The sequence below is a fragment of the Xylanibacter ruminicola genome (assembly GCF_900107775.1).
In the GTDB taxonomy this organism is placed as follows: Bacteria; Bacteroidota; Bacteroidia; order Bacteroidales; family Bacteroidaceae; genus Prevotella; species Prevotella ruminicola_C.
This window is the reverse complement of the sequence record NZ_FNRF01000001.1, coordinates 102,471-127,173: the sequence shown is the minus strand read 5'-3', so window position 1 is coordinate 127,173 and position 24,703 is coordinate 102,471. Positions and strand designations below refer to the sequence as shown.

At 51.0% G+C, this 24,703-nt stretch carries 23 protein-coding genes and 1 pseudogene; 16 read left to right on the top strand and 8 right to left on the bottom strand.

The genetic code is table 11. The annotated features are described in order from the left end of the window. Positions 1 to 6: 6 nt before the first annotated feature. The 6 genes from BLU97_RS00485 to BLU97_RS00460 are packed head-to-tail and all read right to left on the bottom strand — an operon-like array spanning position 7 to position 6,911. Positions 7 to 1,875: a glycoside hydrolase family 97 protein gene (locus BLU97_RS00485; RefSeq protein ID WP_074759772.1), complete on the bottom strand. Its 1,869-nt coding sequence runs from the start codon at positions 1,873 to 1,875 to the stop codon at positions 7 to 9. Between the two features lie 5 nt (positions 1,876 to 1,880). Further along, positions 1,881 to 3,194: an L-fucose:H+ symporter permease gene (gene fucP / locus BLU97_RS00480; RefSeq protein WP_074759771.1), complete on the bottom strand. Its 1,314-nt coding sequence runs from the start codon at positions 3,192 to 3,194 to the stop codon at positions 1,881 to 1,883. Positions 3,195 to 3,210: 16 nt separating this feature from the next. Next, positions 3,211 to 4,227 (bottom strand): zinc-binding alcohol dehydrogenase family protein, encoded by a 1,017-nt coding sequence (locus BLU97_RS00475; protein ID WP_074759770.1) that lies wholly within the window; start codon positions 4,225 to 4,227, stop codon positions 3,211 to 3,213. Between the two features lie 30 nt (positions 4,228 to 4,257). Further along, entirely contained in the window at positions 4,258 to 5,169 is a 912-nt protein-coding gene (locus BLU97_RS00470; protein ID WP_074759769.1) for an amidohydrolase family protein, read from the bottom strand. After that, positions 5,154 to 6,104, bottom strand: a complete 951-nt coding sequence (locus BLU97_RS00465) for an aldo/keto reductase (RefSeq protein ID WP_074759768.1) — start codon at positions 6,102 to 6,104, stop codon at positions 5,154 to 5,156. Before BLU97_RS00465 ends, BLU97_RS00470 begins: the two co-directional genes overlap by 16 nt. Before the next feature lie 15 nt (positions 6,105 to 6,119). Then, positions 6,120 to 6,911, bottom strand: coding sequence for a C1 family peptidase (locus BLU97_RS00460; RefSeq protein WP_074759767.1), 792 nt, complete (start codon positions 6,909 to 6,911; stop codon positions 6,120 to 6,122). A gap of 134 nt (positions 6,912 to 7,045) precedes the next feature. Here BLU97_RS00460 and BLU97_RS00455 point away from each other — a divergent pair, with 134 nt between their 5' ends. From BLU97_RS00455 to nrdG, 10 genes and pseudogenes are all read left to right on the top strand, one after another. Then, positions 7,046 to 7,660 carry a deoxynucleoside kinase gene (locus tag BLU97_RS00455; RefSeq protein ID WP_074759766.1) on the top strand — a complete coding sequence of 205 codons (615 nt, stop codon included), beginning with the start codon at positions 7,046 to 7,048 and terminating at the stop codon, positions 7,658 to 7,660. Positions 7,661 to 7,693: 33 nt separating this feature from the next. After that, positions 7,694 to 8,314: a deoxynucleoside kinase gene (locus tag BLU97_RS00450; protein WP_013064125.1), complete on the top strand. Its 621-nt coding sequence runs from the start codon at positions 7,694 to 7,696 to the stop codon at positions 8,312 to 8,314. Between the two features lie 34 nt (positions 8,315 to 8,348). Continuing rightward, the gene (locus BLU97_RS00445; protein ID WP_074759765.1) at positions 8,349 to 9,596 is read left to right on the top strand and encodes a peptidase U32 family protein; all 1,248 of its coding nucleotides are present in this window, start codon (positions 8,349 to 8,351) and stop codon (positions 9,594 to 9,596) included. 341 nt (positions 9,597 to 9,937) lie between these two features. Continuing rightward, positions 9,938 to 10,897 carry an ABC transporter substrate-binding protein gene (locus BLU97_RS00440; protein ID WP_074759764.1) on the top strand — a complete coding sequence of 320 codons (960 nt, stop codon included), beginning with the start codon at positions 9,938 to 9,940 and terminating at the stop codon, positions 10,895 to 10,897. Positions 10,898 to 10,909: 12 nt separating this feature from the next. Next, a complete protein-coding gene (locus BLU97_RS00435; RefSeq protein ID WP_074759763.1) occupies positions 10,910 to 12,832 on the top strand; it encodes a SpoIIE family protein phosphatase in 1,923 nt (640 codons plus the stop codon). Between the two features lie 168 nt (positions 12,833 to 13,000). Next, positions 13,001 to 13,321 (top strand): annotated as a pseudogene (locus BLU97_RS00430) (capsid assembly protein); the annotation flags it as partial. Beyond that, the gene (locus BLU97_RS00425; RefSeq protein WP_074759761.1) at positions 13,318 to 13,716 is read left to right on the top strand and encodes a BT0820 family HAD-type phosphatase; all 399 of its coding nucleotides are present in this window, start codon (positions 13,318 to 13,320) and stop codon (positions 13,714 to 13,716) included. The pseudogene BLU97_RS00430 and the gene BLU97_RS00425, both read left to right, overlap by 4 nt. 209 nt (positions 13,717 to 13,925) lie before the next feature. Further along, entirely contained in the window at positions 13,926 to 14,351 is a 426-nt protein-coding gene (locus BLU97_RS00420) for a SufE family protein (protein ID WP_033150467.1), read from the top strand. Positions 14,352 to 14,372: 21 nt separating this feature from the next. Then, positions 14,373 to 16,616 carry an anaerobic ribonucleoside triphosphate reductase gene (locus BLU97_RS00415; RefSeq protein ID WP_074759760.1) on the top strand — a complete coding sequence of 748 codons (2,244 nt, stop codon included), beginning with the start codon at positions 14,373 to 14,375 and terminating at the stop codon, positions 16,614 to 16,616. A gap of 3 nt (positions 16,617 to 16,619) precedes the next feature. Then, on the top strand, positions 16,620 to 17,117 hold the full coding sequence (nrdG, locus tag BLU97_RS00410; protein WP_013063954.1) for an anaerobic ribonucleoside-triphosphate reductase activating protein: 498 nt from the start codon (positions 16,620 to 16,622) through the stop codon (positions 17,115 to 17,117). On the opposite strand, the gene BLU97_RS00405 is transcribed toward nrdG, so the two are convergent. After that, positions 17,107 to 18,411, bottom strand: a complete 1,305-nt coding sequence (locus BLU97_RS00405; RefSeq protein WP_074759759.1) for a histidine-type phosphatase — start codon at positions 18,409 to 18,411, stop codon at positions 17,107 to 17,109. The genes nrdG and BLU97_RS00405 overlap by 11 nt on opposite strands. Before the next feature lie 68 nt (positions 18,412 to 18,479). Here BLU97_RS00405 and BLU97_RS00400 point away from each other — a divergent pair, with 68 nt between their 5' ends. Genes BLU97_RS00400 through ispG form a run of 5 tightly spaced genes read left to right on the top strand, consistent with a single transcriptional unit; the run spans position 18,480 to position 23,224 of the window. Then, the gene (locus tag BLU97_RS00400; protein ID WP_074759758.1) at positions 18,480 to 19,130 is read left to right on the top strand and encodes a hypothetical protein; all 651 of its coding nucleotides are present in this window, start codon (positions 18,480 to 18,482) and stop codon (positions 19,128 to 19,130) included. Positions 19,131 to 19,153: 23 nt separating this feature from the next. Continuing rightward, positions 19,154 to 20,662: an RNA polymerase factor sigma-54 gene (gene rpoN, locus BLU97_RS00395; RefSeq protein ID WP_139208755.1), complete on the top strand. Its 1,509-nt coding sequence runs from the start codon at positions 19,154 to 19,156 to the stop codon at positions 20,660 to 20,662. After that, positions 20,659 to 21,279, top strand: coding sequence for a phosphatase PAP2 family protein (locus BLU97_RS00390; RefSeq protein WP_033150472.1), 621 nt, complete (start codon positions 20,659 to 20,661; stop codon positions 21,277 to 21,279). Before rpoN ends, BLU97_RS00390 begins: the two co-directional genes overlap by 4 nt. 34 nt (positions 21,280 to 21,313) lie before the next feature. Beyond that, positions 21,314 to 21,820 carry a 5-(carboxyamino)imidazole ribonucleotide mutase gene (gene purE, locus BLU97_RS00385; RefSeq protein ID WP_074759756.1) on the top strand — a complete coding sequence of 169 codons (507 nt, stop codon included), beginning with the start codon at positions 21,314 to 21,316 and terminating at the stop codon, positions 21,818 to 21,820. 27 nt (positions 21,821 to 21,847) lie between these two features. Next, positions 21,848 to 23,224: a (E)-4-hydroxy-3-methylbut-2-enyl-diphosphate synthase gene (gene ispG, locus BLU97_RS00380; protein ID WP_074759755.1), complete on the top strand. Its 1,377-nt coding sequence runs from the start codon at positions 21,848 to 21,850 to the stop codon at positions 23,222 to 23,224. 36 nt (positions 23,225 to 23,260) lie between these two features. Here ispG and BLU97_RS00375 read toward each other — a convergent pair whose 3' ends face one another. Beyond that, a complete protein-coding gene (locus tag BLU97_RS00375; protein WP_074759754.1) occupies positions 23,261 to 23,947 on the bottom strand; it encodes an SIR2 family NAD-dependent protein deacylase in 687 nt (228 codons plus the stop codon). Between the two features lie 147 nt (positions 23,948 to 24,094). Between BLU97_RS00375 and BLU97_RS00370 the strand changes: the two genes are divergently transcribed. After that, positions 24,095 to 24,700: an FKBP-type peptidyl-prolyl cis-trans isomerase gene (locus tag BLU97_RS00370; RefSeq protein WP_074759753.1), complete on the top strand. Its 606-nt coding sequence runs from the start codon at positions 24,095 to 24,097 to the stop codon at positions 24,698 to 24,700. Positions 24,701 to 24,703: the final 3 nt, after the last annotated feature.

Below are 24,703 nucleotides of genomic sequence, written 5' to 3'. Positions count from 1 at the left end.
AAATGTTTATCTTTGTGATTTGATGACCAGCACGAAACCACCACGGGGTTGTGTGGCAATTTGCTTAGGTATCTGATTGCCCTTGGTAATTAGCCAATCCTTATTGCCTGCCAGTTGATACTGGGTTGGATCTGCATCAGCAAAGGTCTGCACGCACTTGGCGCCACTGATAAAACTCAGATCTACATCGAGTACCTTCTTATCGTCGGTACCGTTGATACCAGCCACATACCAAGTATTGCCGCTACGGCGGGCCAGTACTACGCTCTCGCCGGGATACCCACTCACGTATCGGGTCTCATCCCATGTGGTGGGCAGTTTTCCGAAGAAATCCTGTACCTGCTGAGGCTGCACCAGATAGCTCTCGGGCTTATCGGCCAGATGCTGCAGGGCACTCTCGTACAGTACGGTCAGAGCCAGTTCGTGGGCATCGCTGGTAATGTGTGTATGCTGCGAATCGCTGAAGGTACATGGGGTGTAGTCCATCGGACCGATGATGTTACGGGTAAAAGGCAGCGTGGTGTTATGACTGGCTGCTACGTTGGTAAATGTAGGCACGTTGTTGTACCACTCGGCACCATACACACCCTCGGTCGACATGAGGTTGGGGTAGGTGCGCTGCCATCCACGAGGCACGGTGGCACCATGGAAGTTTACCAGTAGATGATGCTTGGCGGCACACTCCAGCAGGTCGATGCAGTATGTCATATCGCGCTGACAGTCGCCTGAGAAGAAGTCGATCTTTACACCAGCTATGCCAATCTTCTCGCACCAGGCAAACTCCTTTTCGCGGTCTTCGGGCTTGTTCAGGCGGAACTTTGGTGTGGGGGCACCATCAATCCAACCTACTGATGAGTTATACCAAATCATGGGCTTAACACCCTTCGAGTTGGCATAAGCCACGGCTTCCTCGATAGTCTTGCCATCTTTCATCTCATCCCACTCGGCATCAATCAGCACGTAAGGCAGTTTCAGGGTAACGGCCATATCCACGTATTTCTTAATAATGTTGTAGTCGTTCGAACCATGGTTGTATGCCCAGTAAATCCACGATACAACACCGGGTTTAATCCAGCTGGTATCGCTTAGTTTGCATGGCTCGCTCACGTCGGTTACCAAGGTACTCTGAATCAGGTCCTGCATACCGCCGATGATAGCAATACGCCAGGGTGAATGCCACTTGCCTTTGAGTTTTACCTCGTTTACATCGGGTGTTACGCGTAGCAGGTCGCCATCGGTATAGAGGCATGCTGCAGCCTGGTTACGCTCAATGTTAGCCTCGGAGAGCAGCATGAATACACCCTCCTGTGGCTCAACTAGAGTAGGGAATCCCCAGCGCAGGTTGTAACCCTCGTCGGATTTTACCACGCCAGCCATACGGCCGATAGGCTTAATCTTGCCCGTGGTGCTCATGGGGTAGAATCCCTCATAGCTGTCGGTCCACTGCAGCATCCAGCGTTTGGTGCCTTCGGGAATCATGTAAGCTGTTTTCTCCTTGGGCAGCTTGCCTTTCAAACCACTCAGTTCGTAGCGGAAGGCAGCACCGTCGTTATACAGGCGTAGTACCAACTGCAAGTTGCCGCTCAACTTGGCCACATACTCGTTGGCCTCGTTGGTGCAGGTAGATTTCTTGCCGGCCAGCATCTGGTAGTTAGCTGTTACCTTGCCAATGGGCTTAAATTTCAGCCGATTGCTTTTGATGCCCTCGTAGCCCAGCACGGGTATATTGAGCACCTCTTGTTCCTGATAGTTAACACTGATGCCCTGGCCGCTGTTGGTTACAGTAAGCTTGCCATTGGGCGATACGGGCTGCTGAGCCGACAGGCTGAGCGCTCCGAAACATGTAGTTATTAAAAATAAAAACTTTTTCTTCATGGGAATTATAAATGTTTCTTGAGATGAATTCGATAACCGTAGGCTGTTACCACGAGGAAACAGATGAGTGGCAGTACGAACGAGATGTTGGTGGCTGGCATACCCATCAACGTGCCCTCGTCGATAATCATAGCCTGCAATGGGGGCAGTACCGAACCGCCTAAGATGGCCATGATAAGACCTGCTGCACCGAACTTGGCATCGTCGCCCAGTCCGTCGAGTGCAATACCATAGATGGTGGGGAACATGAGCGACATGCAACCGCTAACGCATACCAGACAGTACACGCCCAAACGATCCTGGAAACCGATAACGCCCAGTGTAAATACCATGGCTAGTACACCAAAGATGGCCAGCAGCATGGCAGGCTTTACGTATTTCATCAAGAAGGTGGCGATGAAACGCGAGCAGATGAAGAACAGCATGGCAAAGATGTTGAATCGCTGCGACAGAACTTCGGCAGCCTGCTCGTCCATACCCTCGGCCATGAATACGCGCGTACCATATTGTATAATAAAAGTCCAGCACATAATCTGCGCACCTACATAGAAGAACTGGGCAATTACACCCTCGCGGTAGTATTTGAGTGCAAAAATGCGCTTGATGGTTACCAGGAAGTGGATGTCGTGGTTGGCATCGCCGATTTTTGGCATCTTGGTAAAGCGCATCAGTAGCAGCATACATACAATCACCAAACCTATAATCAGGTAGGGCGAAATCAGTACACTCAGGTCGGCATCTTTCAGAGCCTCAAACTCTGTGTCGCTCAGCAGGGCACGCTCGTCGCTGCTCATGGGGTTGAGCTTGGCCTGAATAAAGTTCATGGCCACAAACATACCGATGATAGAGCCGCAGGGGTTAAAGCACTGTGCCATATTCAGGCGACGGGTTGCTGTTTCGGCTGGGCCCATGGTTAGAATGTAAGGGTTACACGATGTTTCGAGGAACGAGAGTCCGCACGTCATGATAAAGTAGGCGATGAGGAAACAGCCGTAGATACCGATGGCCTTGGCGGGGAAAAACAGCAGGGCACCGGTAGCATAGAGCCCGAGCCCCATCAGCACGCCCGCCTTGTACGAGAACTTACGGATAAAGATGGCCGCAGGGAACGCCATGCAGAAGTAACCGCCATAGAACGCTACCTGCACCAGCGTACCATCGGTTACGCTCATGCGGAAGATTTTAGAGAATGCTTTCACCATGGGGTTGGTGATATCGTTGGCAAAGCCCCAGAGTGCAAAGCAGAAGGTTACGAGTATAAAGGGGATGAGGTAGTTAACCCCATTCTTGACTATCAGAGATTGTTGTTGCTTTTCCATTTTTCTTTGCAGGTTTTTAGAAGTGAACTAAGATGCGGAATACCTTGCCAGGTGCCTCGCTCCACTGCTGCATGGCCTCGGAAGCCTGCTCGGGTGCTACGTCGGCACTGATCAGACGGTCAACCGGACATGTGCCACGCTCCAGGTAGTGAATCACAGCGCGGAAATCCTGTGGCTGGGCATTACGCGAACCACGAATGTCGAGTTCCTTCTGTACAAAGAACTTGGTTTGGAACGATACGTCGGTCTTGGCATAGCCGATGCAAACCACGCGACCTGTGAAGGCCACCTCGTTTACAGCCATCTGATAGGTAGGTGCGCTACCAACAGCCTCGATAATCACGTCGGGACCGAAACCCTCGGTCAGCTCCAGCAATTGGGCATGTACATCCTCGGTTTTGGTGTTGATGGCATAGGTGGCACCCATCTCCTTGGCCAGTGCCAGCTTCTCGTCGTCAATATCGGCAGCAATCACGGTAGCACCGCGCAGGGCCGAACGTACGAGGGCCCCCATACCAACCATGCCACAACCAATCACCACTACGGTGTCGATATCGGTTACCCGTGCACGGTTCACAGCGTGGAAACCAACGCTCATAGGCTCGATGAGGGCGCAGGTGCGGGAATCGAGATTGCCAGCGGGAATCACCTTTTCCCAAGACAGAGCGATGAACTCGCGCATGGCACCGTTACGCTGTACCCCCAATGTCTCGTTATGCTGGCAGGCGTTTACGCGTTGGTTACGGCACGAGGCGCACTTACCGCAGTTTGTGTAGGGATTGCAGGTTACCACCATGCCGGGCTTCAGGTGCTCGGGCACGTCGGCACCCACCTTTTCAATTACGGCACCCACCTCGTGGCCTGGTATAACAGGCATTTTTACCATGGGGTTCTTACCCAGCCATGTGCTCAGGTCGGAACCACAAAAACCTACATACTTGAGGCGCAACAGCACCTCGTTGGGCTTCATTTCCTGCTCAGGAATATTTACTATTTCCATCTGGCGCTCGCCAGGAATCTGTATTGCTTTCATTTTACTTTGAACTTTGATTTTTGAACTTTTTTATTCGCTCATGTTTTTGATGTAGGGGAGTTCGGGTAGCTCACCGAAGCCGAAAAACTGCTTGGCGTTCTGGCCTAGGAACATACACTTCTCGTTGGCGGTCAGCTCGGACGATTTCTCTACAAAGTCGTAACTCATCTTGTAGGTGATGGCGGTGATGGTGCGGGGATAATCGCTACCCCACATCAACTTGTCCATACCCACCTCGTCGGCAGCCTGCTTAATGGCACGGATGGCTGATGGGAAGGGGTAGAACTCGTCGTTAAACAGCCAGGTAATACCGCCGCTTTCCACGTACACGTTCTCGTGGCGCGCCAGGCGAATCTGACTCATCCACCCCTCGCGTGTTACCATGCCGAAATGGCCGATGGCTATTTTCAGGTTGGGGCACTCCTGTAGCAACTCTTCCATCTGTCCTACCTGTGTGTCGCCGTCCTGCAACTCGATGCCTAATATCTTACCCTGCTTCTCCATCAACTGCAACAACTGCAACATTGCATCAGTAAGGAACTGCTGGGGCAGTCGGGCAGCGGGTATCTTGATGCCTTTAAAGGCCTCTACCACGCCTGGAGCGTTCTGCATAAAGTCGGGATTGCGGTAATCCAGCATACCGAAGGTGAAAAAACGGTTGGGGTAGCGGCTCTCTACCTGTAGCAGGTAGCTATTTTGTATGCCGTCGATAAACTCCTGCGTAACCACGGCGGCTGCCACCTGGGCGTAGTCCATGTTACTCAGAAAGCGCTCGGCCGTATTCTGTCCGTCGGTCATAAATGGCGGCAGCATCTGTCGCTCCTCGCCGAAAAACAGCGAGCGACTGCGGTTGGGCTCTAACTGGCAGATACGCTGGTTGTTAACCACCGTGTCCTGATTCAGCCACAGATGACTGTGGGCATCAATTATGAGTTTTTCCATCTTACAAACATTTGGTCGCCGATAATCTCCTGTACCTTCTTTACCAGCTGCTCATCCATAGGTTCGTTAACGTACTGTATGTTCTTGAGTACATTCTTGGGGTTGGCGCTGCTGAATAGGGTAGTGGCGATGCGTGGATTAAGACTGGTTGAGAACTGGATGGCCAGTTTGTCGATAGGATAGCCCTGTTCCTCGCAGTACTTGGCAGCCTTGGCACAAGCCTCCTGCAGATCCTTGCTGGCCGGGTGCCATGCGGGGGCGCCACGTTGCGACAGCAGGCCCATTGAGAATGGCGAGGCATTGATAACACCTACGTTGTGCTGTTCAAAAAATCCCAGGTAATCGGCCAGCAGTGTGTCGTTCAGCGAGTAGTGGCAGAAGTTCAGGATGCTTTCTACCGTACCCTCGGGGGCATGCTCTACCACCCACTTCAGGTTTTCTGGCTGCAGGTCGGTAATACCCACGTGCTTTACAATACCCTTTTCGCGAAGTTCTACCAGGGCAGGCAGGGTCTCGTCAACAATCAGTTGCAGGCCGCCTTCCATGTCACCCTGGAACTCAATGTCGTGTACATTAATCAGGTCGATGTAATCCACGTTCAGGCGTTCCATACTCTCGTACACACTCTCCTGAGCGCGCTTGGCGCTGTAGTCCCAGGTGTTCACGCCGTTATGTCCGTAGCGGCCCACTTTGGTAGATATGAAATACTTACTGTGTGGAATCTCCTTCAGCGCCTTGCCCAGTACGGTTTCGGCCTTCAGGTGACCATAGTAGGGCGACACGTCGATAAAGTTGATACCATTGTCAACGGCTGTGTGTACAGCCTCTATTCCCTCTTCTTCGCGGATGCTATGGAACACGCCGCCCAGCGATGAGGCACCGAAACCTAAGTTTGATACCTTCATGCCTGTTTTTCCGATTTCGTTGTAAATCATATTTATTGATATAAGTTAGTTCTGATATGCTTGGTTAGTCATCTCTACGGCTACGGTTTCCTGGCAGAAACGTGCCATGGGATAGTATTCCAGTCCGCCGTACGGACCTTGGTCGCCCCACGAGTTCTTCATGATAAAGTAGCGCTCGCCATCCTCGTCGTGGGCCAGTCCTACGATGGCCATGGCGTGGTTCTCGTCTTCCCAGCACACTCCGTGGTGGTTACGCACGGCACGCTCGGTCTTAGCCAACAGCGAGTCCATCGGTATGTTCAGATAGCGCTCGTGGGTCCAGTTGTCGGGCACCTCCAGCTCGGCCTCCTCGTTATAGGGCTGATGGCTGTTGCTGGTCAGGGCAATGTACTCGCCAGGCTTGCACACGCTGCGGGCAAACTCCTGCGGGGTGTACTGTGCGCCCAGCATAAACACCCACTTTGGGGCAGGCGTTGTTATCTTGCGCATGGCGTCGTAGCCGCAGATGCCGTATTTCTCAATCATGCTGATAAGGGTGGTGGGCTCGCCGCGCTTGGTGGCGGGACAGGCCTTCTCCTGCTCAATCATCTTCTCGATATAGTAGGGTGACAAGTTTACCGAGTCGCCCCAGCTCAGGTGCTCGGTCTCAATGGCGGCCAGCATGGCGTAAATCCAGCATGTCTGGCTTTCGCCCTGGTCCTTTACGGGTGTCATGCGGTTCAGTACCTCGTTGGTAAAATGCTTGCCCTCGGGGGTATAAACACTTTGCTGGTGGGCACAACTTCCCATCAGTATAGCCAAAACAACTGCACATGCCATCACGGTTTTAAGTTTCATGCTGCAAAGATAATATATTTTGGAGCGAATTCAGCGAATTAATATGAAAAATATATGGCCGAACGAAAAAAAATCGATAAAATCCATAATACGTGCCGAAAAAGTAGTATCTTTGCAGCCCAATTCAATTAAGTATGCATATCGCAGTAGCAGGAAATATAGGTAGTGGCAAGTCTACGCTCACCAAGCTCCTGGCCAAACACTATGGCTGGGAACCGAGGTTTGAGGCCGTAGAGCATAACCCGTATCTCGAGGATTACTACCGCGATATTCACCGTTGGTCGTTTAATATGGAGGTGTATTTTCTGAAGGAACGCTTCCGCGATCTGATTACGATTGCTCAGGCTGATCACACTATTATTCAGGACCGTACCATCTACGAGGGTGTGTATGTGTTTATGGAGAATAACCGCGATATGGGTAACCTGAGCGAGCGCGACTACGAGACTTACATGGAACTGTTTGAGCAGATGATGACGGTGATGAAAGTACCCGACCTGATGATTTATCTGCGTGCTTCGGTGCCCCATTTGGTAAGCAATATCCAGAAGCGTGGCCGCGACTACGAACAGAGCATACAGCTGGAGTATCTGCAGAACCTGAATCGTCGTTACGACGACTTTATCAAGAACAAATACCCCGGTCGTGTGATTACTATCGAGAAAGATAATCTCGACTTCCTTAACATTCCTAAGGACCTCTCTGGCATCATCGACAAAATCGATGCAACTCTCTTTGGACTGTTTTAATGTTTAATGTTTAATCTTTAATGTAAAGATAGTATGCATATTGCAGTAGCAGGAAACATTGGTAGTGGCAAGACCACGCTTACTAAGTTGTTGGCACATCGTTACAACTGGATTCCCCGTTTCGAGCCAGTTGATAATAACCCGTATCTGGCTGATTTCTATGCCGATATGCCTCGTTGGTCGTTTAATCTTCAGATTTACTTCCTGAACAAGCGTTTCAAGGAGGTGGTTGAGATTTCGCAGAGTAAGGATACCCTGATTCAGGATCGTACCATTTTCGAGGATGCACGCATTTTTGCGCCCAACCTGCACGATCAGGGAATGATGAGCGATCGCGACTTTGCTAACTATACCGACCTGTTCGACCTGATGATGTCGCTCGTGAAACTGCCCGACCTGATGATTTATATCCGTTCGAGCATACCTACGCTGGTTGAGCAGATTGCCAAGCGCGGACGTGAGTACGAGCAGACCATGCGCCTGGATTACCTGCAGGGATTGGAGAAACGTTACGAGGACTGGATTGCTACCTACAAAGGTCCGCTGATTATTGTAAATGGCGATACCTGTAAGTTTGGCGACCGCCCAGAGGATTTCCAGAAGGTTTGCGAACTCATCGATCAGAAGCTGTATGGTCTCTTCCCCATGGAGTAAAGTTTAAAATTCAATGTTCAAAGTTCAAAGATAAATGATACAGGATTACGAAATAATGGCACCTGTGGGCTCGCGCGAGAGCCTTGCAGCTGCAATACAGGCTGGTGCCGACAGTATTTACTTCGGCATCGAGAAGTTGAACATGCGTGCCCATTCGGCAACTACTTTTACCATCGACGATCTGCGCGAGATTGCCCAGACCTGCGATGAACATGGCATTAAGAGCTACCTTACAGTCAATACCATCATCTATGGCGAGGATATCCCCTTGATGCACGAGATTATCGATGCCGCCAAGCAGGCTGGCATTTCGGCCGTGATAGCCAGCGATGTGGCTGTAATGACTTACTGTCGCAAGGTAGGTCAGGAGGTTCACCTCTCAACCCAGCTCAACATCTCTAATATCGAGGCTCTGAAGTTCTACGCCCAGTTTGCCGATGTGGTAGTGCTGGCCCGCGAGCTGAACATGGACCAGGTGGCCGAGATTTTCCGTCAGGTCGAGGAGCAGCACATCTGCGGTCCCAGTGGCCAGCAGATACGTATCGAAATGTTCTGTCACGGCGCCCTGTGCATGGCTATCAGCGGTAAGTGCTACATGAGTCTGCATGCCGCCAACCGCAGTGCCAACCGCGGCGAGTGCATTCAGATTTGCCGCCGTTCGTACACCGCTACCGACAACGAGACTGGCTACCAGCTGGATATCGACAATAAGTATATTATGAGTCCGAAGGACCTGAAGACCGTGCGCTTTATCGATCGCATGATGAAGAGCGGTGTGCGCGTGTTTAAGATAGAGGGCCGTGCCCGTGGTCCCGAATATGTTTACACCGTGGTTACAGCCTACAAGGAGGCTATTCAGGCTGTGCTGGATGGTACTTTTACCGAGGAGAAGAAGGACGAGTGGGATGCCCGTCTGGCTACCGTTTTTAACCGCGGTTTCTGGGATGGCTACTATCAGGGCCAGACCATGGGCGAGTGGAACAAACACTACGGCAGCAACGCCACCGAGCGCAAGGTTTACATTGGTAAGGGCGTGAAATACTTCTCGAACCTGGGTGTGGCCGAGTTTACGGTTGAGGCAAACACCTTTAAGGTAGGCGACAAGATGCTGATTACCGGTCCTACCACCGGTGTGATGTATGTAACGGCCGAAGAGATTCACGGCGATAACGGTCCGGTTGAGGTAGCCGAGAAGGGCACCCGCGTATCGATAGCCGTAACAGGCAAGGTACGCCAGAGCGATAAGCTGTTTAAACTCGAACAGGTTGAACCTGCTGAATAATAATAAATTAGGGGCGCATCACTGCGCCCCTAACTTTTCTAACTTACTAACCAATTACTAATCATTATACTAACAAAAACTATAAATGTATGAAAAAACTAACTCATTACCATTATTTACTTGAACTATTGATCACTTTTTCTGGTGCAAAGGTATGTCGAAAGGTTGAACTATACAAATCTCTTCAACCAAATGGGCTTATTTTTCAGCCAATCGCTCGATTTATATTTTCTTAAGAAGCCCGAAAACCAAAAAGTTTACAGAAACGTTTGGATGTTTCCGGAAAAAATACTATCTTTGCCACCGCAGAAACCTCTTAAAACTATATTGTTGATACTGTTATGGATACGAAACATCGGATGCTCACGGTCATCCTAACCCTATGCTTTAGTATGGTACCCCTCTTGATGGCGGCACAGGACGAGACTATTGTGTTTACGCCTCAGTGGACGGCGCAGGCGCAGTTTGCCGGCTATTATGTGGCCGAGGCCAAGGGCTTTTACCGCGATGCTGGTGTAAAGGTGCGTATAGAGCACCCCACGGCCACACAGCCCGCTATGGCCCGATTGCAGCAGAACCAGTGTCAGGCCACCACACTGCAATTGTGCCAGGCCTTAGAGGTGGTTGATGGCGGCATACCATTGGTAAACATTCTGCAAACATCCATGAACAACGCCATGGTGATTGTATCGGCCCGTAACGAGGACCCGCTCAAGCAAAAGGGCGCCCGTGTGGGTATTTGGAGTGTGGGTTTCGGTCAGCTGGCCATCTGCATGAGTATCATGGACCACCTGAACTACGAGTTTGTGCGTTTTGCCCAGAACGTAAATCTGTTTGTGGCGGGGGCACTCGATGCCACACTGGCCATGAGCTACAACGAGTACTACCAGCTGGTGCAGGCAGGTATCACCATAACCGATAAGAACGTGTATCGCTTTTGCGACCATGGCTATAATGTGCAGGAGGATGGCGTGTACATGACGCGCAGCTACTACGAGAAGCACCGCGACAAGGCCATACGCTTTGCCCAGGCCAGTAAGAAGGGGTGGGAGTATGCGGCCAAACATCCCAACGAAACGCTTGATATCGTGATGAAGTATGTGGACAGGGAGAAGATAGGCACCAACCGTGTGATGCAGCAGCTGATGCTGAAGGAAGTGTTGCGATTGCAGGTGGATCGCGAGTCGAAGAAACGCGAGTTCCGTTTGCGCCCCGATATGGTGAAACGCGCCAGCCACCTGATGCTGCAGAACCGCATGCTTGATCGCGAAGTGACATACCAGGAGTTAATAGCTAAATGATAGTGTACAGTTATGAATAAAGTATTAGCATATATACGTCGTAAACTATCCATCAGGGTGAGCTTGTGGGTAGTTATGTTTGCCGCTGTTATCTTTATAGCTGCACTCGGGTTTCTGTTCTATCAGTCGCGCGAGGCGGTGCGCCAGGAGGCCATCCATCGTGCCACTACCATTCTTGATCGTACATCGCTACAGGTCGAGGGTATCCTTAATCGCGTAGAGGTGGCATCGAACATGACGGCATGGCTGGTGCAGCAGCATCCCGGCGAGGCCGACTCGATGTTTGTTTACAGCGCAGGCATGTTGCGTAACAATCCCGAATTCTACTCGTGCTCTATCGCCTTCGAACCTTATCATTTCAAGGAATATGGCCGTTATTTCTCGGCCTACTCTAAGTACGAGGGCGACAGCATCCGTACCCTGCAAGGCGGTAGCGAAAACTATCAGTACTTTTTTATGGACTGGTATCTGATGCCCACACTGCTGGGGCATGCCTGCTGGACCGATCCTTACATGGACCTTGATGCCCCCACTAATACTTACGAGATGGTTACCACCTATTGTCAGGCCATCCAAAACAAGCAGGGCGCGGTAATTGGCGTTATCAACACCAGTCTGTCTATCAACTGGTTGTCGCAAACCATCTCGGCAGTAAAACCCTATCCTAATTCCTATAGTATTATGATAGGTCGTGGTGGCACCTACTTTGTGCATCCCGACAGTACCAAGATTACCCGGCAGACTATTTTTACGCAGACCATGCTTGAGCCCGACACGGCTCTGACAGCCCTGGGTCATGCCATGCAGCGTGGCGAAGAGGGTATGCACCGCATGGTGATAGATGGCAAGGATAGCTACGTGTTCTACAAGCCGTTGGGCAAAACGGGCTGCTCTATGGCCATTGTGTGTCCCGAGAGCGATATTTTTGGCGGCTTTAACCGCCTGCGCCACACCGTGATGGGCATTGTGTGTGTGGGTCTGTTGGTGATGTTGTGTGTATTCATTAATGTTATCACGCGCGAACTGAAGCCCTTGCGCCGCCTGGCTCGCGAGGCCGAAACCATTGCCTCGGGTCAGTTCGATGCCGAGCTGCCTAACTTCGAGCGTACCGACGAGATCGGTCAGCTCAGTCACTCGTTTGGCAACATGCAGCAGTCGTTGGTAAAGTATATCGACGAGTTGAAGCTTGCCACTGCCCAGAAAGCCTCTATCGAGAGTGAACTCAACGTGGCCAGCAACATACAGATGAGCATGCTGCCCAGTGTGTTCCCCAACCGCGAGGGACTGGATATGCATGCCTCGATGACGCCCGCCAAGGAAGTTGGTGGCGACCTTTACGGCTATCTGCTCAAGGGCGATAACCTGTACTTCTGCGTGGGCGATGTGAGTGGTAAGGGTGTGCCAGCCTCGCTGTTTATGGCGCAGGTAACCCGTCTGTTCCGTACGTTGGCCAACCAGCAGATGACACCTGCCGACATCTGTACTCACATGAACGAGGCCCTTTCGGGCGACGAGAACCCCACCAACATGTTTGTAACTATGTTTGTGGGCATGGTTAATCTGCAGTCGGGCCACCTCAAGTTCTGCAATGCCGGTCATAATCCGCCTGTGATAGGTGGTGGCGAGCACCATGGCGAGTTCCTGCAGATGCTGCCCAACTTCCCCATCGGTGTGCTGCCGGGTTTGGAGTTTCAGGGCGAGGAGATTGACACCATCAAGGGCCGTGCGCTGTTCCTTTATACCGACGGACTGAACGAGGCCGAGAATCGCGAGCACGAGCAGTTTGGCGACGACCAGCTGCTGTCCATCCTACGCAACACGCACTTCGAGAGTGCCCAGCAGGTAATAGAAACCCTTTATAACGAGGTTCAGCACCACCGCGATGGTGCCGACCCGAACGACGACCTGACTATGATGTGCCTGCGCATGCAGTAAAGTTTAAGTGAATCTTGATTGATATGAGAAATTGGCGAGGTTGAGTGTTAAATTACACTAATCGTCGATTTCTCCTTTTTTCTTGTCTATTTCTTCCTGATTTTCAGTACCTTTGCACTCCAAAAGGAAAAATTAAACGGGCTGAACATGATAGGATAACAACACAGAAAAATCCTGCGTAAGGAATACGGCTATATCATTATCGATACCGCCCCTGTGGGTTTTGTTACCGACACGCTGCAGATAGCCCGCTACGCCCACGTAAGCTGCTATGTGTGCCGTGCCGACTATACGCACAAAACCGATATTAAGATTGTAAACACGCTGGCAGCCGAACAAAAGCTGCCCAAGCCCTGCATGGTGCTTAACGGCATCGACATGTCGAAGCGCAAGCACGGCTACTACTATGGCTACGGCTTTTATGGTCGCTACGGGCGTTATGCCTACTCGCACTACGGAAATAATAACGATAAAAGTATAAAGAGATGATTATTGCAGTTGATTTCGACGGTACCATCGTTGAGAACCGTTACCCTTACATTGGCAACGAGAAACCCTTTGCCATCGAGACCCTTAAGTTGCTTGCCCGCGACCACCATCAGTTAATACTATGGACCTGTCGCGAGGGCCGTTTGCTCCAGGAGGCCGTAGAGTGGTGCCGCCAGCGCGGTTTGGAGTTCTATGCTGTTAACTGTAACTACCCCGAGGAAACGCCCGCCGGCAATCCCACCTACTCGCGCAAACTGAATGTAGATGTGTTTATCGACGATAGCGGCCTGTGCCCATTGCCCGATTGGGGTACCATCTACCAGATGATAACCCATCGCCCCGCCCTGCTCCAGTCGCAAAGCCATTGCTTTCACAACTGTCGCGCCTTAAGGTAGGGTTATATATTTTAAAGTACAGCCTCGAATACATTTATTGGGGGCTGTTTTTTTGTGCACTTTGCAGTGAAACCTAAAGGGAATCGGGGCAAGATTCTGTTTATCAATACGTAACAAAAATGGGGGCAAAATATTAACCATATTTAATACGGGAGATGTTTGGTGGGATAGGGGAAATTTAGTAACTTTGCAGGCAAATTATAAACGCTATGACAATAAACGAAATACAAGACGAGATTATCGACGAGTTCAGTGGTTTCGACGACTGGATGGATAAGTATCAGCTACTCATCGACTTAGGTAATGAGCAGGAGCCGCTGGACGATAAGTATAAAACAGAACAGAACCTGATTGACGGCTGTCAGAGTCGTGTATGGTTGCAGGCCGACCTGGTGGATGGTAACATTCACTTCAGCGCTGAGAGCGATGCCTTGATTGTAAAGGGTATCGTGGCCCTGTTGATACGCGTGCTGAGCGACCATACGCCACAGGAGATTCTGGATGCCGACCTGTATTTTATTGAGCAGATAGGACTGAAAGAGCATCTGTCGCCTACCCGCAGCAACGGACTGCTGGCTATGGTTAAGCAGATAAAGATGTACGCATTGGCGTTTAACGAGACATTGAAGAATTAATGATAAATAATTAGAAACCTCATGATACAAACTGTAAAGAAGCGCGATGGGCGCATAGTGGGATTTAACGAACAGAAAGTGATGGCCGCCATACGTAAGGCCATGTTACATACTGACAAAGGCGAGGACGAGCGACTGCTGTACCAGATTACCGACCGTATTGCCCAGCGTGGCGAGAGTCAGATGACGGTAGAGGAGATTCAGGACCTGGTGGAGATGGAGCTGATGAAGTCGAGTCGTAAGGACGTGGCTCAGAAGTACATTGCCTACCGTAACCAGCGCTCGATTGCCCGTAAGGCCAAGACACGCGAGGTGTTCCTGGATATCGTGAATATTAAGAATAACGATGTGACGCGCGAAAACGCCAACATGAACGCCGATACACCTGCGGGCATGATGATGAAGTTTGCCAGCGAAACAACCAAGCCATTCGTAGACGATTATCTGCTGAGCGAGGAGAGTCGCAATGCCGTTGAGCATAACTATCTGCACATTCACGATAAGGATTACTATCCTACCAAGAGTCTTACCTGCGTGCAGCACCCATTGGACAACATCCTGCAGAACGGTTTTACTGCCGGACATGGTGCCTCGCGTGCTGCCAAGCGTATCGAGACGGCCAGCGTACTGGCTTGTATCTCGTTGGAGTGCGCTCAGAACGAGATGCACGGCGGACAGGCTATTCCAGCCTTCGACTTTTATCTGGCACCATTCGTGCGCCTGAGCTATATCGAGGAACTGAAAGCACTCGAAGACCTGTATGGTGAGAGCTTACAGGACTTGTACGATGAGCCTTTGATGGACTATCTGAAGGCCCCTCTGGATGGCTTGGAGGGTAGAGATCGTGCCCGTCAGCATGCCATCAACAAAACGGTGGCCCGTGTACATCAGGCTATGGAGGCATTTATCCACAATATGAACACAATCCACTCGCGTGGTGGTAACCAGGTGGTGTTCTCGAGTATCAACTACGGTACCGACACCAGTGCCGAGGGCCGTTGCGTGATGCGCGAGATACTTCTGAGTACCTACGAGGGCGTGGGTAACGGCGAAACAGCCATCTTCCCCATTCAGATTTGGAAAAAGAAGCGCGGCGTGAACTACCTGCCCGAGGATCGCAACTTCGATCTGTATCAGTTGGCATGTAAGGTAACAGCCCGTCGATTCTTCCCTAACTTCTTGAACCTGGATGCCAGCTTTAACCAGGACAGCGAGTGGCGTGCCGACGATCCTAAGCGCTTTGTGCACGAGGTGGCTACGATGGGATGCCGCACACGTGTGTTCGAGAACCGATTCGGACCCAAGACCAGTATCGGTCGTGGTAACCTGAGCTTCTCAACCATCAACATCGTAAAGCTGGCCCTGGAGTGCCGCGAGGAGCAGGACGAGCAGAAGCGTATCGACATGTTCTTTGCCAAGCTGGATCAGATGCTGGAGATTACCGCCAAGCAGCTTGACGACCGATTCCAGTTCCAGAAGACCGCCTTTGCCAAGCAGTTCCCCCTGCTGATGCAGTGCCTGTGGATTGGCGCCGACAAGCTGAAGCCTATGGACAGCATTGAAAGCGTGATTAACCAGGGTACACTGGGTATTGGCTTTATCGGATTGGCAGAGTGCTTGGTAGCCCTGATAGGTAAGCACCACGGCGAGAGCGAAGAGGCACAGGCACTGGGTGTGAAGATTGTTACTTACATGCGCGACCGTGCTAATGAGTTCTGCGAGCGCTACCACCACAACTACTCGGTACTGGCCACACCAGCCGAGGGGTTGAGCGGAAAGTTTACCAAGAAGGACCGTAAGGAGTTTGGTGTCGTGCCAGGCGTAACCGATCGCGATTACTATACCAACTCTAACCACGTGCCCGTATATTATAAATGTAGCGCACGCCATAAGGCCGAGATTGAGGCGCCTTACCACGACCTGACTCGTGGAGGTCATATCTTCTACGTTGAGATCGACGGTGATGCTACCCACAACCCACAGGTGATTATGAGCGTGGTGGATATGATGGACCAGCTGAATATGGGTTACGGCAGTGTGAACCACAACCGCAACCGCTGTATGGACTGCGGCTACGAGAATGCCGACGACCATCTGGAGAAGTGTCCTAAGTGCGGCAGCCAGAACATAGATAAGTTGCAGCGTATTACCGGCTATCTGGTAGGTACTACCGATCGTTGGAACAGCGGTAAACTGGCCGAGCTGAACGATCGTGTAACCCACATCGACCACAGCGCACAGGATCAGGAACTCTTTGAGGAATAAAAAGTGATTCGAGTTCTCGATATCATAGAAGATACAATGGTGGACGGGCCGGGGTTCCGGACGTCCATCTATTGTGCTGGATGCAATCATCAGTGCCCAGGCTGCCATAACCCGCAGTCGTGGGCGTTTGATGGTGGCCGCGAGATGACCACACAGCAGCTGATGAAGATTATCGTGGCCGACCCCTTTGCCAACGTAACCTTCTCGGGTGGCGACCCGATGTATCAGGCTGCCGGCTTTGCTGAGTTGGCACGCGCTATACACCAGCAAACCAATAAGGATATCTGGTGCTTTACAGGCTTTACGTTTGAAAGTCTGATACAGGAAGATCAGCGTGAACTGCTCGAGAATATCGATGTGCTGGTTGACGGACCTTTTATCGAGCGACTAAAAGACCCCGACCTGCTGTTCCGTGGCTCATCAAACCAACGCATCATAAACGTGCCCGCATCGCTTTACGAGGGGCACGTTGTATTGTGGAAACCTGATGTTAGCGTTTAGACTTGGCTAACTTCAGTTCGTAATCGTTTATTTTCTTCATGTAGTGTTCGCGGAAATCGCGATAGTGGTAGTAAGGTGCTATATCGGTTGGTATGGGCAGCGTAGCCTCGTTCTCGTTAAGTAGCACTTTAAAGATAATGTCAAGATCGTTCTCGTCCTTACGATAGAACACAAACTGGATGTTGGCTGCCATGGGGAACACCTCGAAGTTAATCCAGCCGTCGATATCCAAACGGTCCAGATCGCGAATCGCGCGGCCGTAGCCATTAAGATCCAACAGGCAGGTTAGCGGCAGAATAATCGTCTCGTGTCCGAAACGTAGCGTGGCACCCGGGTGAGGGCGGATAATACAGCTATCGGCATCCTCGATGATACGCTGCAGCAGGCGGCGCTGGGTAAACGGCTGTTTGCCGCCGTTGTAGGGATTGCTTCCAAAGCTGAGGTACCAGAAGGCATTGGCCTGCAGCCAGTTGTTATACAGCTCATCGGGGGTGTAGATGTCGAACAAACTGAACAGTTCGCGCATCTCGGTGCCTTGAACGCTCGAAGCTATCTTGAAAATAGCCTTGTTAAGCTCGTAGGCGTCCACCTCGTTGTTAAAGTAAACCGAATCGTTAAACATCTTGCCCATGGCTGGCTTGTGAATAGCGTACTTGGCGCAGAAATCGCTATAGACCTGCTGGGTCTTCTTTGAGTAACGCTGCTTGTACAGTACCGAGTCCTGCATGTTCATGTAGTACATATCGTGCTGCGAGGCATCGGTATTAAATATCAGCTTGGGATTGTTCTTGGCCAGCTGCAACAACTCGTGCTGCATCGACAGGATACAACGGATAACCACCGTGCTCTTGGCCTCGACAACTGAGCGACCCTCGAATACCTCAGGAAAACGGTCGTACATGCGCTGGGCTATCTGCTGGTGCTGCACGGCTCCCAAGGGTGTCAGGTCGCCATATCGGCCACTCGCATCGTGGCGCAGGTAGCCGAGTAGTCGCAGAGCCTTCTGCCCCAACTCGGTAAGCTTGCCCAAGCTGTCGGCTTTAAGCAGTACCTGATATGGGTTGTCGTACTCTTCGGCCTTGATGAGGTAACGCGACCCGTGGCGCGAATAGCTACTGATGTAAAACGGCTTCTCGCCCGAAGGCGGAGGTGTTAGTTCGCGTGTTGGCCCCTGGTAAGCATAGTAGTTACTGCCAGCCTTCAGAAAATCGCGTTTCAGTGTTTCGCGAACGTTTTGACCATACACTGAGGCTACCGACAGTGCCCAAAGGGCAAATAATACCACTTTTCTCATAGTTTTTTCTCCTTTTCGGTGCAAATATACAAAAAAATCACTATTTTTGCAAAAAAATAGCGCATAATATGGCAAAAAACTCAAAATGGCAGGATGAATACTGGCTACTGCTCATGCAGTTGTACTTACAAAAACCCACTGGCATAAAGCCCATGTACAGCAAGGCAATGGTTGATTTGAGTCTGGAGTTGCATATCGCACCCCAGCAGCTCTTCAATAAAATGTGTCAGATAGCCAACCTCGAAACTCCGCGCATCGAACATATCTGGGAGGTGTACGGACAGAACCCGCGTAAGCTGAAACGGGCCGTAAACCTGTTGCGCGAAATGTGGGGATTCAACAACGCCCTGGAGTTTTACGAGGGGGTGGAGACAATTGAGAGTTTCGAGAAGGAGTTTAAGCCCATAGCCGATGATACCACGCTAACGCCAATGATGTTGGTGCTGATACTGGATGAGTACTTCCGCTTAACACCCATCACGATGGTGCCTGAGACCCCCGAGGTGCAGGCATTGGCCAAGATGATGAAGCTGAAGCCCCAGGAGGTGGTAGATGTGATGGAGGCTTTCCAGCACTGCGACCCATATCTGAATCGCAAGGACGAGATGAAGGGAAACTTGGTATTGGCCTGTCAGCAGGTATGGCGCCGCTTTGGTAACAGCGAGCCGCAGGAGTTGGCTTCGTATGCCGAACAGCTGAAAGACTACTTTGAACATTGAACATTGAACTTTGAACATTGAGCATTAAGAATACACAGATACAGGAACAGCAGCAACTGCAGAAACTGGGACAGACATTCTCCCAGCAGCAGTTGTTACAATCGTCGCTGATAGAATTGCCAGTGACGCAGCTGATTGACCGTATCAACACCGAAATGAACGATAACCCAGCCCTGGAGAGCGAACAGCCCTACGACGATGATGCGATGGCTGCCGAAGAGGCCGACTTTGGCGGTGGCGGTGATGCCGATGCCAACGAGGATTTTGAGGCTGCCAGCGAACGCGAGGAACGTCAGAGCGCACTCGACGAGGCTCTGAGCGGTATCGGTCGCGATGATGAAGACCTGCCCGTGTACCAAAGTGGCAGTTCGTATGCCGAGGAACGCGAAGAAATGGTGTACGGCGAAACCGAATCGTTCTACGACCAACTGAAAGAGCAGGTGGGCGAACTCGACCTGACTGATAAGGAACGTGATATTCTGGAATATCTGATTGGCTCGCTCGACGACGACGGATTGCTGCGAAAAGACCTCTCGATTGTTAGCGACGAGCTGGCCATCTACCATAACATCGATGCTACTGAAAAAGAGATTGAACATGTACTGCTGATGCTACAGGCTTTCGACCCCGCTGGTATTGGTGCCCGCTCGCTCCAGGAGTGTCTGCTGCTGCAGATTGAGCGTCGCGATCCATCGCGCTTACGCGACTTGATGGAGCGTGTTATCAACCATTATTTTGAGGCGTTCACCCGCAAGCATTGGGATAAGATCCAGACTGACTTGCAGTTGAACGGCATGCAGGCCGAGGCCCTGTTCCGCGAACTGCGCAAGTTGAATCCACGTCCAGGTGCATCGCTTGGCGAAACCGTGGGGCGCAGCATGCAGCAGATAACCCCCGACTTTATTGTGGATACCCAGGATGATGGCACCATCACCTTTACGCTGAACAACGGCGAGGTGCCCGAACTCAAGGTGTCGCAATCGTTTGTTGATTCGATGCAGGAGTATCAGCAGAACAAGGACCACCTGAGTCGTCAGACCAAGGAGGCGCTGTTGTACATCAAAAAAAAGGTGGATGCTGCACAGGGCTTTATCGAGGCCATCAAAGTGCGTCGCCACACACTCACGGTTACCATGCGGGCCATCATCCAGTTACAGCGCCAGTTCTTTCTGGATGGCGACGAGGCCTCGCTGCGACCCATGATTCTGAAAGACGTGGCCGAAAAGGCCGGACTCGATATATCTACCATCTCGCGTGTAAGCAATTCAAAATACGCTCAAACACGTTGGGGCACCTTCCCCTTGCGCCACTTCTTCAGCGACGGCTACGTAACCGAGAGTGGCGAGGAGTTGAGCACCCGACAGATTAAAGCCGCCCTGCGCGACTTGGTGGATGCCGAAGACAAACGTAAGCCACTGAGCGACGACCAGCTGAAAGATCAGCTTGCTGCCAAGGGCTTTCCTATTGCTCGCCGCACCGTGGCCAAGTATCGCGAACAGTTGGGTATTCCTATAGCAAGATTAAGAAAATGAGTAGGGAAAAGAATATCATATTAACGGCAAGGGTGATGAGCATGGTGTTCACACCGTTCTACCTGCCTATCGTGGGGTTGCTGTCGCTCTTCTTTCTGAGCTACCTCAGCTTAATGCCATTGGGCTACAAGCTCCAGGTGTTAACGCTGGTGTATTTCTTTACCATCCTGTTGCCCACGGTGCTTATTCATCTGTATCGTAAGTACAACGGCTGGAACCTGATTGAACTTGGTCATAAGGAGCGTCGTATGGTGCCTTACGTTATCTCTATTCTCTGCTACTTCTTCTGCGTGTACATTATGGACATGCTGCACATACCGCACTTTATGGGCACCATCGTTTCGGCCGCGCTGGCCATTCAGATAGTGTGCGCCTTGGTAAACGTGTGGTGGAAGATTTCAACCCATACCTCGGCTATCGGTGGTGTGGCAGGCGCGCTGTTTGTATTTGGCGAGCTGTTTGCCTTTAATCCCATCTGGTGGCTCTGTCTGGTGTTCATCCTGGCAGGCATGTTAGGCACCAGCCGTATGATATTGCGCCAGCACTCGCTCGCACAGGTGGTGGCTGGGTTCTTGGTAGGCCTTGTGTGCTCCGTACTCGGTCTGCTGTATCTTTAAATGGCAAATTGTAAATAGTAAAATTGTAAATGATATGAAGCCATTAGTAAGTATTATCATGGGCAGCACAAGCGATCTGCCCGTTATGGAAAAAGCGTTTAAGTTGCTCGACGAGATGCAGATACCTTTCGAGGTTAATGCCCTGTCGGCTCACCGCACCCCCGATGCTGTCGAGGAGTTTGCACGTACCGCTAAGGATCGTGGCATTAAGGTGATTATTGCTGGTGCCGGTATGGCTGCTGCCCTGCCTGGTGTGATTGCCGCATCAACCACTCTGCCCGTTATCGGTGTGCCCATCAAGGGTATGCTCGATGGTTTGGATGCCATGCTTTCTATCATCCAGATGCCCCCAGGCATCCCCGTTGCTACAGTAGGTGTTAACGGCGCTCAGAACGCAGCTATCCTGGCTTGCGAGATGATGGCTCTGGCCGATCAGGAGTTGGCACAGCGCTTGGCTGTTTACAAAGGCAATCTGCGTATCAAGATCGAGAAAGCCAATGAGGAACTGGCTGCAATTAAATACCAGTTCAAAACTAACTAATGTTTAATCTTTAATGTTTAATCTTTAATGTACAAAAGAAGACAATCATCCGAAGCCCGTGTTGGCGGTATCGGCATTGGTGGCCAGAATCCCATCCGAATCCAGTCGATGGGAACGGTAGATACCAATAATACCGAGGGCTGTGTGGCCCAAGCCAAACGCATTATCGATGCTGGTGGCGAACTGGTTCGATTTACCACTCAAGGCACTCGTGAGGCAGAGAATATGAAGAACATTTCGGCCCAGTTGAAGGCTGATGGCTACAATACACCGTTGGTTGCCGATGTGCATTTTACCGCGCACACCGCCGATGTGGCTGCCCAGTACTGTGAGAAGGTACGTATCAACCCTGGCAACTACGTTGATCCAGGGCGTACGTTCAAGCATCTGGAGTATACCGACGAGGAGTATGCAGCCGAGCTGCAGAAGATCGAGAAGCAACTGGTGCCTTTCCTGAATATTTGTAAGGAGCATCACACGGCAGTACGTATCGGCGTGAACCACGGTTCATTGTCGGATCGCATCATGAGTCGTTACGGCGACACCCCCGAGGGTATCGTTGAGAGCTGCATGGAGTTTCTGCGTATCTTTAAGCGCGAGAACTTTAACGATGTAGTGATTAGTATCAAGGCCTCTAACACCGTAGTGATGGTAACCACTATGCGCCTACTGGTTAAAACCATGGATAAGGAAGATATGCACTACCCCCTGCACTTGGGTGTTACCGAGGCTGGTGAGGGCGAAGACGGTCGTATCAAGAGTGCCGTTGGTATTGGTGCCCTGCTGACTGAGGGTATCGGTGATACCATCCGTGTATCATTGAGCGAGGAGCCTGAGTGCGAAATCCCTGTGGCTCGCAAGCTGGTAGATATGATTCCTGAGTGTACCGCCCTGCGCGAGAAGGCTGAGGCAAGCATCAAGGACGATACCATCACGCTGGATGTGAATGCTCCAGATTGGGAAACCCTGCAGCTCAAGGCTGCTATGGCTGTTGGTGCCCTGCTTATCGATCGTAAGGCTACTAAGCTGGTGATTAATTCTCCCCTCCTTTTGGAGGGACAGGGAGAGGCTCTCTCCGATGCAATTCTTCAGGCTGCCCGTATCAAGTTTACCAAGACCGAGTATATCTCGTGTCCAGGTTGCGGTCGTACGCTCTACAATCTGCAGGAGACCATCGCCAAGATTAAAGCTGCCACCAAGGATATGGTTGGCTTGAAGATTGGTATCATGGGATGTATCGTGAATGGTCCTGGCGAGATGGCCGATGCCGACTATGGTTATGTAGGTGCCGGACGCGGAAAGATTTCGCTCTATAAGGCTAAAGAATGTATCGAAAAGAACATCCCCGAAGAAGAAGCCGTAGAACGTCTCATAGAATTCATCCGAAAGGACAGAGGACAATAAATAAATCCCGCCAAACCGGCGGGATTATTTTTTTTACTAAAGTATCTCCATCAGTTCCTTCATACCTTCGCTGGCGCCTTTCTGTATCTGTTTTACGCGTCCGCCAACATTTATTGGGTTAGGATCGATGAGATATATCGGGGCATCGGGCTTGGCATAATGCAGCAGTCCTGCGGCAGGATAAACCACCAGCGAGGTGCCGATGATAATCAGGATGTCGGCCACCTGTACCTCTTCGGCTGCTATCGTGATGTTAGGTACCGCTTCGCCAAAGAATACGATAAACGGACGCAGTAACGAGCCGTCGCCAGCCTTTGTGCCTGGTTCTATCTCGCAGTTGTCGGGTGTAAGCTGAATCTGGTAGCGTGGGTCGTCCACATCGCGACTCGAACAAACCTTCATCAGTTCGCCATGCAGGTGAATCACCTTACTTGAGCCTGCCATCTCGTGCAGGTTGTCAACATTCTGCGTTACAACCGTTACGTCATAGTTTTTCTCAAGTTCGGCCACCAACTTATGTCCCTCGTTTGGCTGCACGTTCCAACACTTCTTACGCAGCATATTGTAGAAGTTTGTTACGAGCGTAGGATCGGCCAGCCAACCCTCGTGGGTGGCTACCTTCTGTACGGGATAATTCTCCCACAAACCATCGGCATCGCGGAAAGTCTTCAGTCCACTTTCTACCGACATACCTGCACCAGTTAAGACAACAATCTTTTTCATAAGAATGATTTTTAAGTTTGATGTTGCAAAAATACAACTTTTCTGATATAAAAAAGAAATTTTAGCAATTATAATGCATCGGAATAAGAAAAAAAGTGTAACTTTGCAGCCGTTTTTTAGACGTTACACATTATTAATAAATAGAGAATGGATAAATTAAGTTATGCTTTAGGTCTGGGCATCGGTCAGCAGTTGGCTCAGATGGGTGCTGACAATATCAGTGCCGAGGACTTTGCACAGGCTATCAACGACGTGTTGAAAGGCAACGAGCTGAAGGTTTCACACCGTGAGGCTCAGACAATCGTACAGGACTATTTCCAGAAGCAGGAGCAGAAGCTCCAGGCTGAGCGTGCCGAGAAGGGAAAGGCACATAAGGAGGCTGGCGAGAAGTTCCTCGCCGAGAATGGCAAGAAGGCTGAGGTGGTTACACTTCCTAGCGGACTGCAGTATCAGGTACTGAAAGAGGGTAATGGTAAGAAGCCAACCGCTAAGGATACCGTACAGTGCCACTACGAGGGTACCCTCATCGATGGTACCGTATTCGATAGCTCATACCAGCGTGGTGAGCCCGCTACATTCCCACTGCAGCAGGTTATCGCTGGTTGGACCGAGGGATTGCAGCTCATGCAGGAGGGTGCCAAGTATCGTTTCTTCATTCCTTACCGTCTGGCTTATGGCGAGGGTGGTGCAGGTGCCTCTATTCCTCCATTCGCAGCTCTCATTTTCGATGTTGAGTTAATACAAGTAGTTTAAAAT

Excerpts from the sequence above, each read along its gene's own strand:
- BLU97_RS00485 (WP_074759772.1), bottom strand. The coding sequence starts at position 1,875 with ATGAAGAAAAAGTTTTTATTTTTAATAACTACATGTTTCGGAGCGCTC.
- fucP (WP_074759771.1), bottom strand. The coding sequence starts at position 3,194 with ATGGAAAAGCAACAACAATCTCTGATAGTCAAGAATGGGGTTAACTAC.
- BLU97_RS00475 (WP_074759770.1), bottom strand. The coding sequence starts at position 4,227 with ATGAAAGCAATACAGATTCCTGGCGAGCGCCAGATGGAAATAGTAAAT.
- BLU97_RS00470 (WP_074759769.1), bottom strand. The coding sequence starts at position 5,169 with ATGGAAAAACTCATAATTGATGCCCACAGTCATCTGTGGCTGAATCAG.
- BLU97_RS00465 (WP_074759768.1), bottom strand. The coding sequence starts at position 6,104 with ATGATTTACAACGAAATCGGAAAAACAGGCATGAAGGTATCAAACTTA.
- BLU97_RS00460 (WP_074759767.1), bottom strand. The coding sequence starts at position 6,911 with ATGAAACTTAAAACCGTGATGGCATGTGCAGTTGTTTTGGCTATACTG.
- BLU97_RS00455 (WP_074759766.1), top strand. The coding sequence starts at position 7,046 with ATGCATATCGCAGTAGCAGGAAATATAGGTAGTGGCAAGTCTACGCTC.
- BLU97_RS00450 (WP_013064125.1), top strand. The coding sequence starts at position 7,694 with ATGCATATTGCAGTAGCAGGAAACATTGGTAGTGGCAAGACCACGCTT.
- BLU97_RS00445 (WP_074759765.1), top strand. The coding sequence starts at position 8,349 with ATGATACAGGATTACGAAATAATGGCACCTGTGGGCTCGCGCGAGAGC.
- BLU97_RS00440 (WP_074759764.1), top strand. The coding sequence starts at position 9,938 with ATGGATACGAAACATCGGATGCTCACGGTCATCCTAACCCTATGCTTT.
- BLU97_RS00435 (WP_074759763.1), top strand. The coding sequence starts at position 10,910 with ATGAATAAAGTATTAGCATATATACGTCGTAAACTATCCATCAGGGTG.
- BLU97_RS00425 (WP_074759761.1), top strand. The coding sequence starts at position 13,318 with ATGATTATTGCAGTTGATTTCGACGGTACCATCGTTGAGAACCGTTAC.
- BLU97_RS00420 (WP_033150467.1), top strand. The coding sequence starts at position 13,926 with ATGACAATAAACGAAATACAAGACGAGATTATCGACGAGTTCAGTGGT.
- BLU97_RS00415 (WP_074759760.1), top strand. The coding sequence starts at position 14,373 with ATGATACAAACTGTAAAGAAGCGCGATGGGCGCATAGTGGGATTTAAC.
- BLU97_RS00405 (WP_074759759.1), bottom strand. The coding sequence starts at position 18,411 with ATGAGAAAAGTGGTATTATTTGCCCTTTGGGCACTGTCGGTAGCCTCA.
- BLU97_RS00400 (WP_074759758.1), top strand. The coding sequence starts at position 18,480 with ATGGCAAAAAACTCAAAATGGCAGGATGAATACTGGCTACTGCTCATG.
- BLU97_RS00390 (WP_033150472.1), top strand. The coding sequence starts at position 20,659 with ATGAGTAGGGAAAAGAATATCATATTAACGGCAAGGGTGATGAGCATG.
- purE (WP_074759756.1), top strand. The coding sequence starts at position 21,314 with ATGAAGCCATTAGTAAGTATTATCATGGGCAGCACAAGCGATCTGCCC.
- ispG (WP_074759755.1), top strand. The coding sequence starts at position 21,848 with ATGTACAAAAGAAGACAATCATCCGAAGCCCGTGTTGGCGGTATCGGC.
- BLU97_RS00375 (WP_074759754.1), bottom strand. The coding sequence starts at position 23,947 with ATGAAAAAGATTGTTGTCTTAACTGGTGCAGGTATGTCGGTAGAAAGT.
- BLU97_RS00370 (WP_074759753.1), top strand. The coding sequence starts at position 24,095 with ATGGATAAATTAAGTTATGCTTTAGGTCTGGGCATCGGTCAGCAGTTG.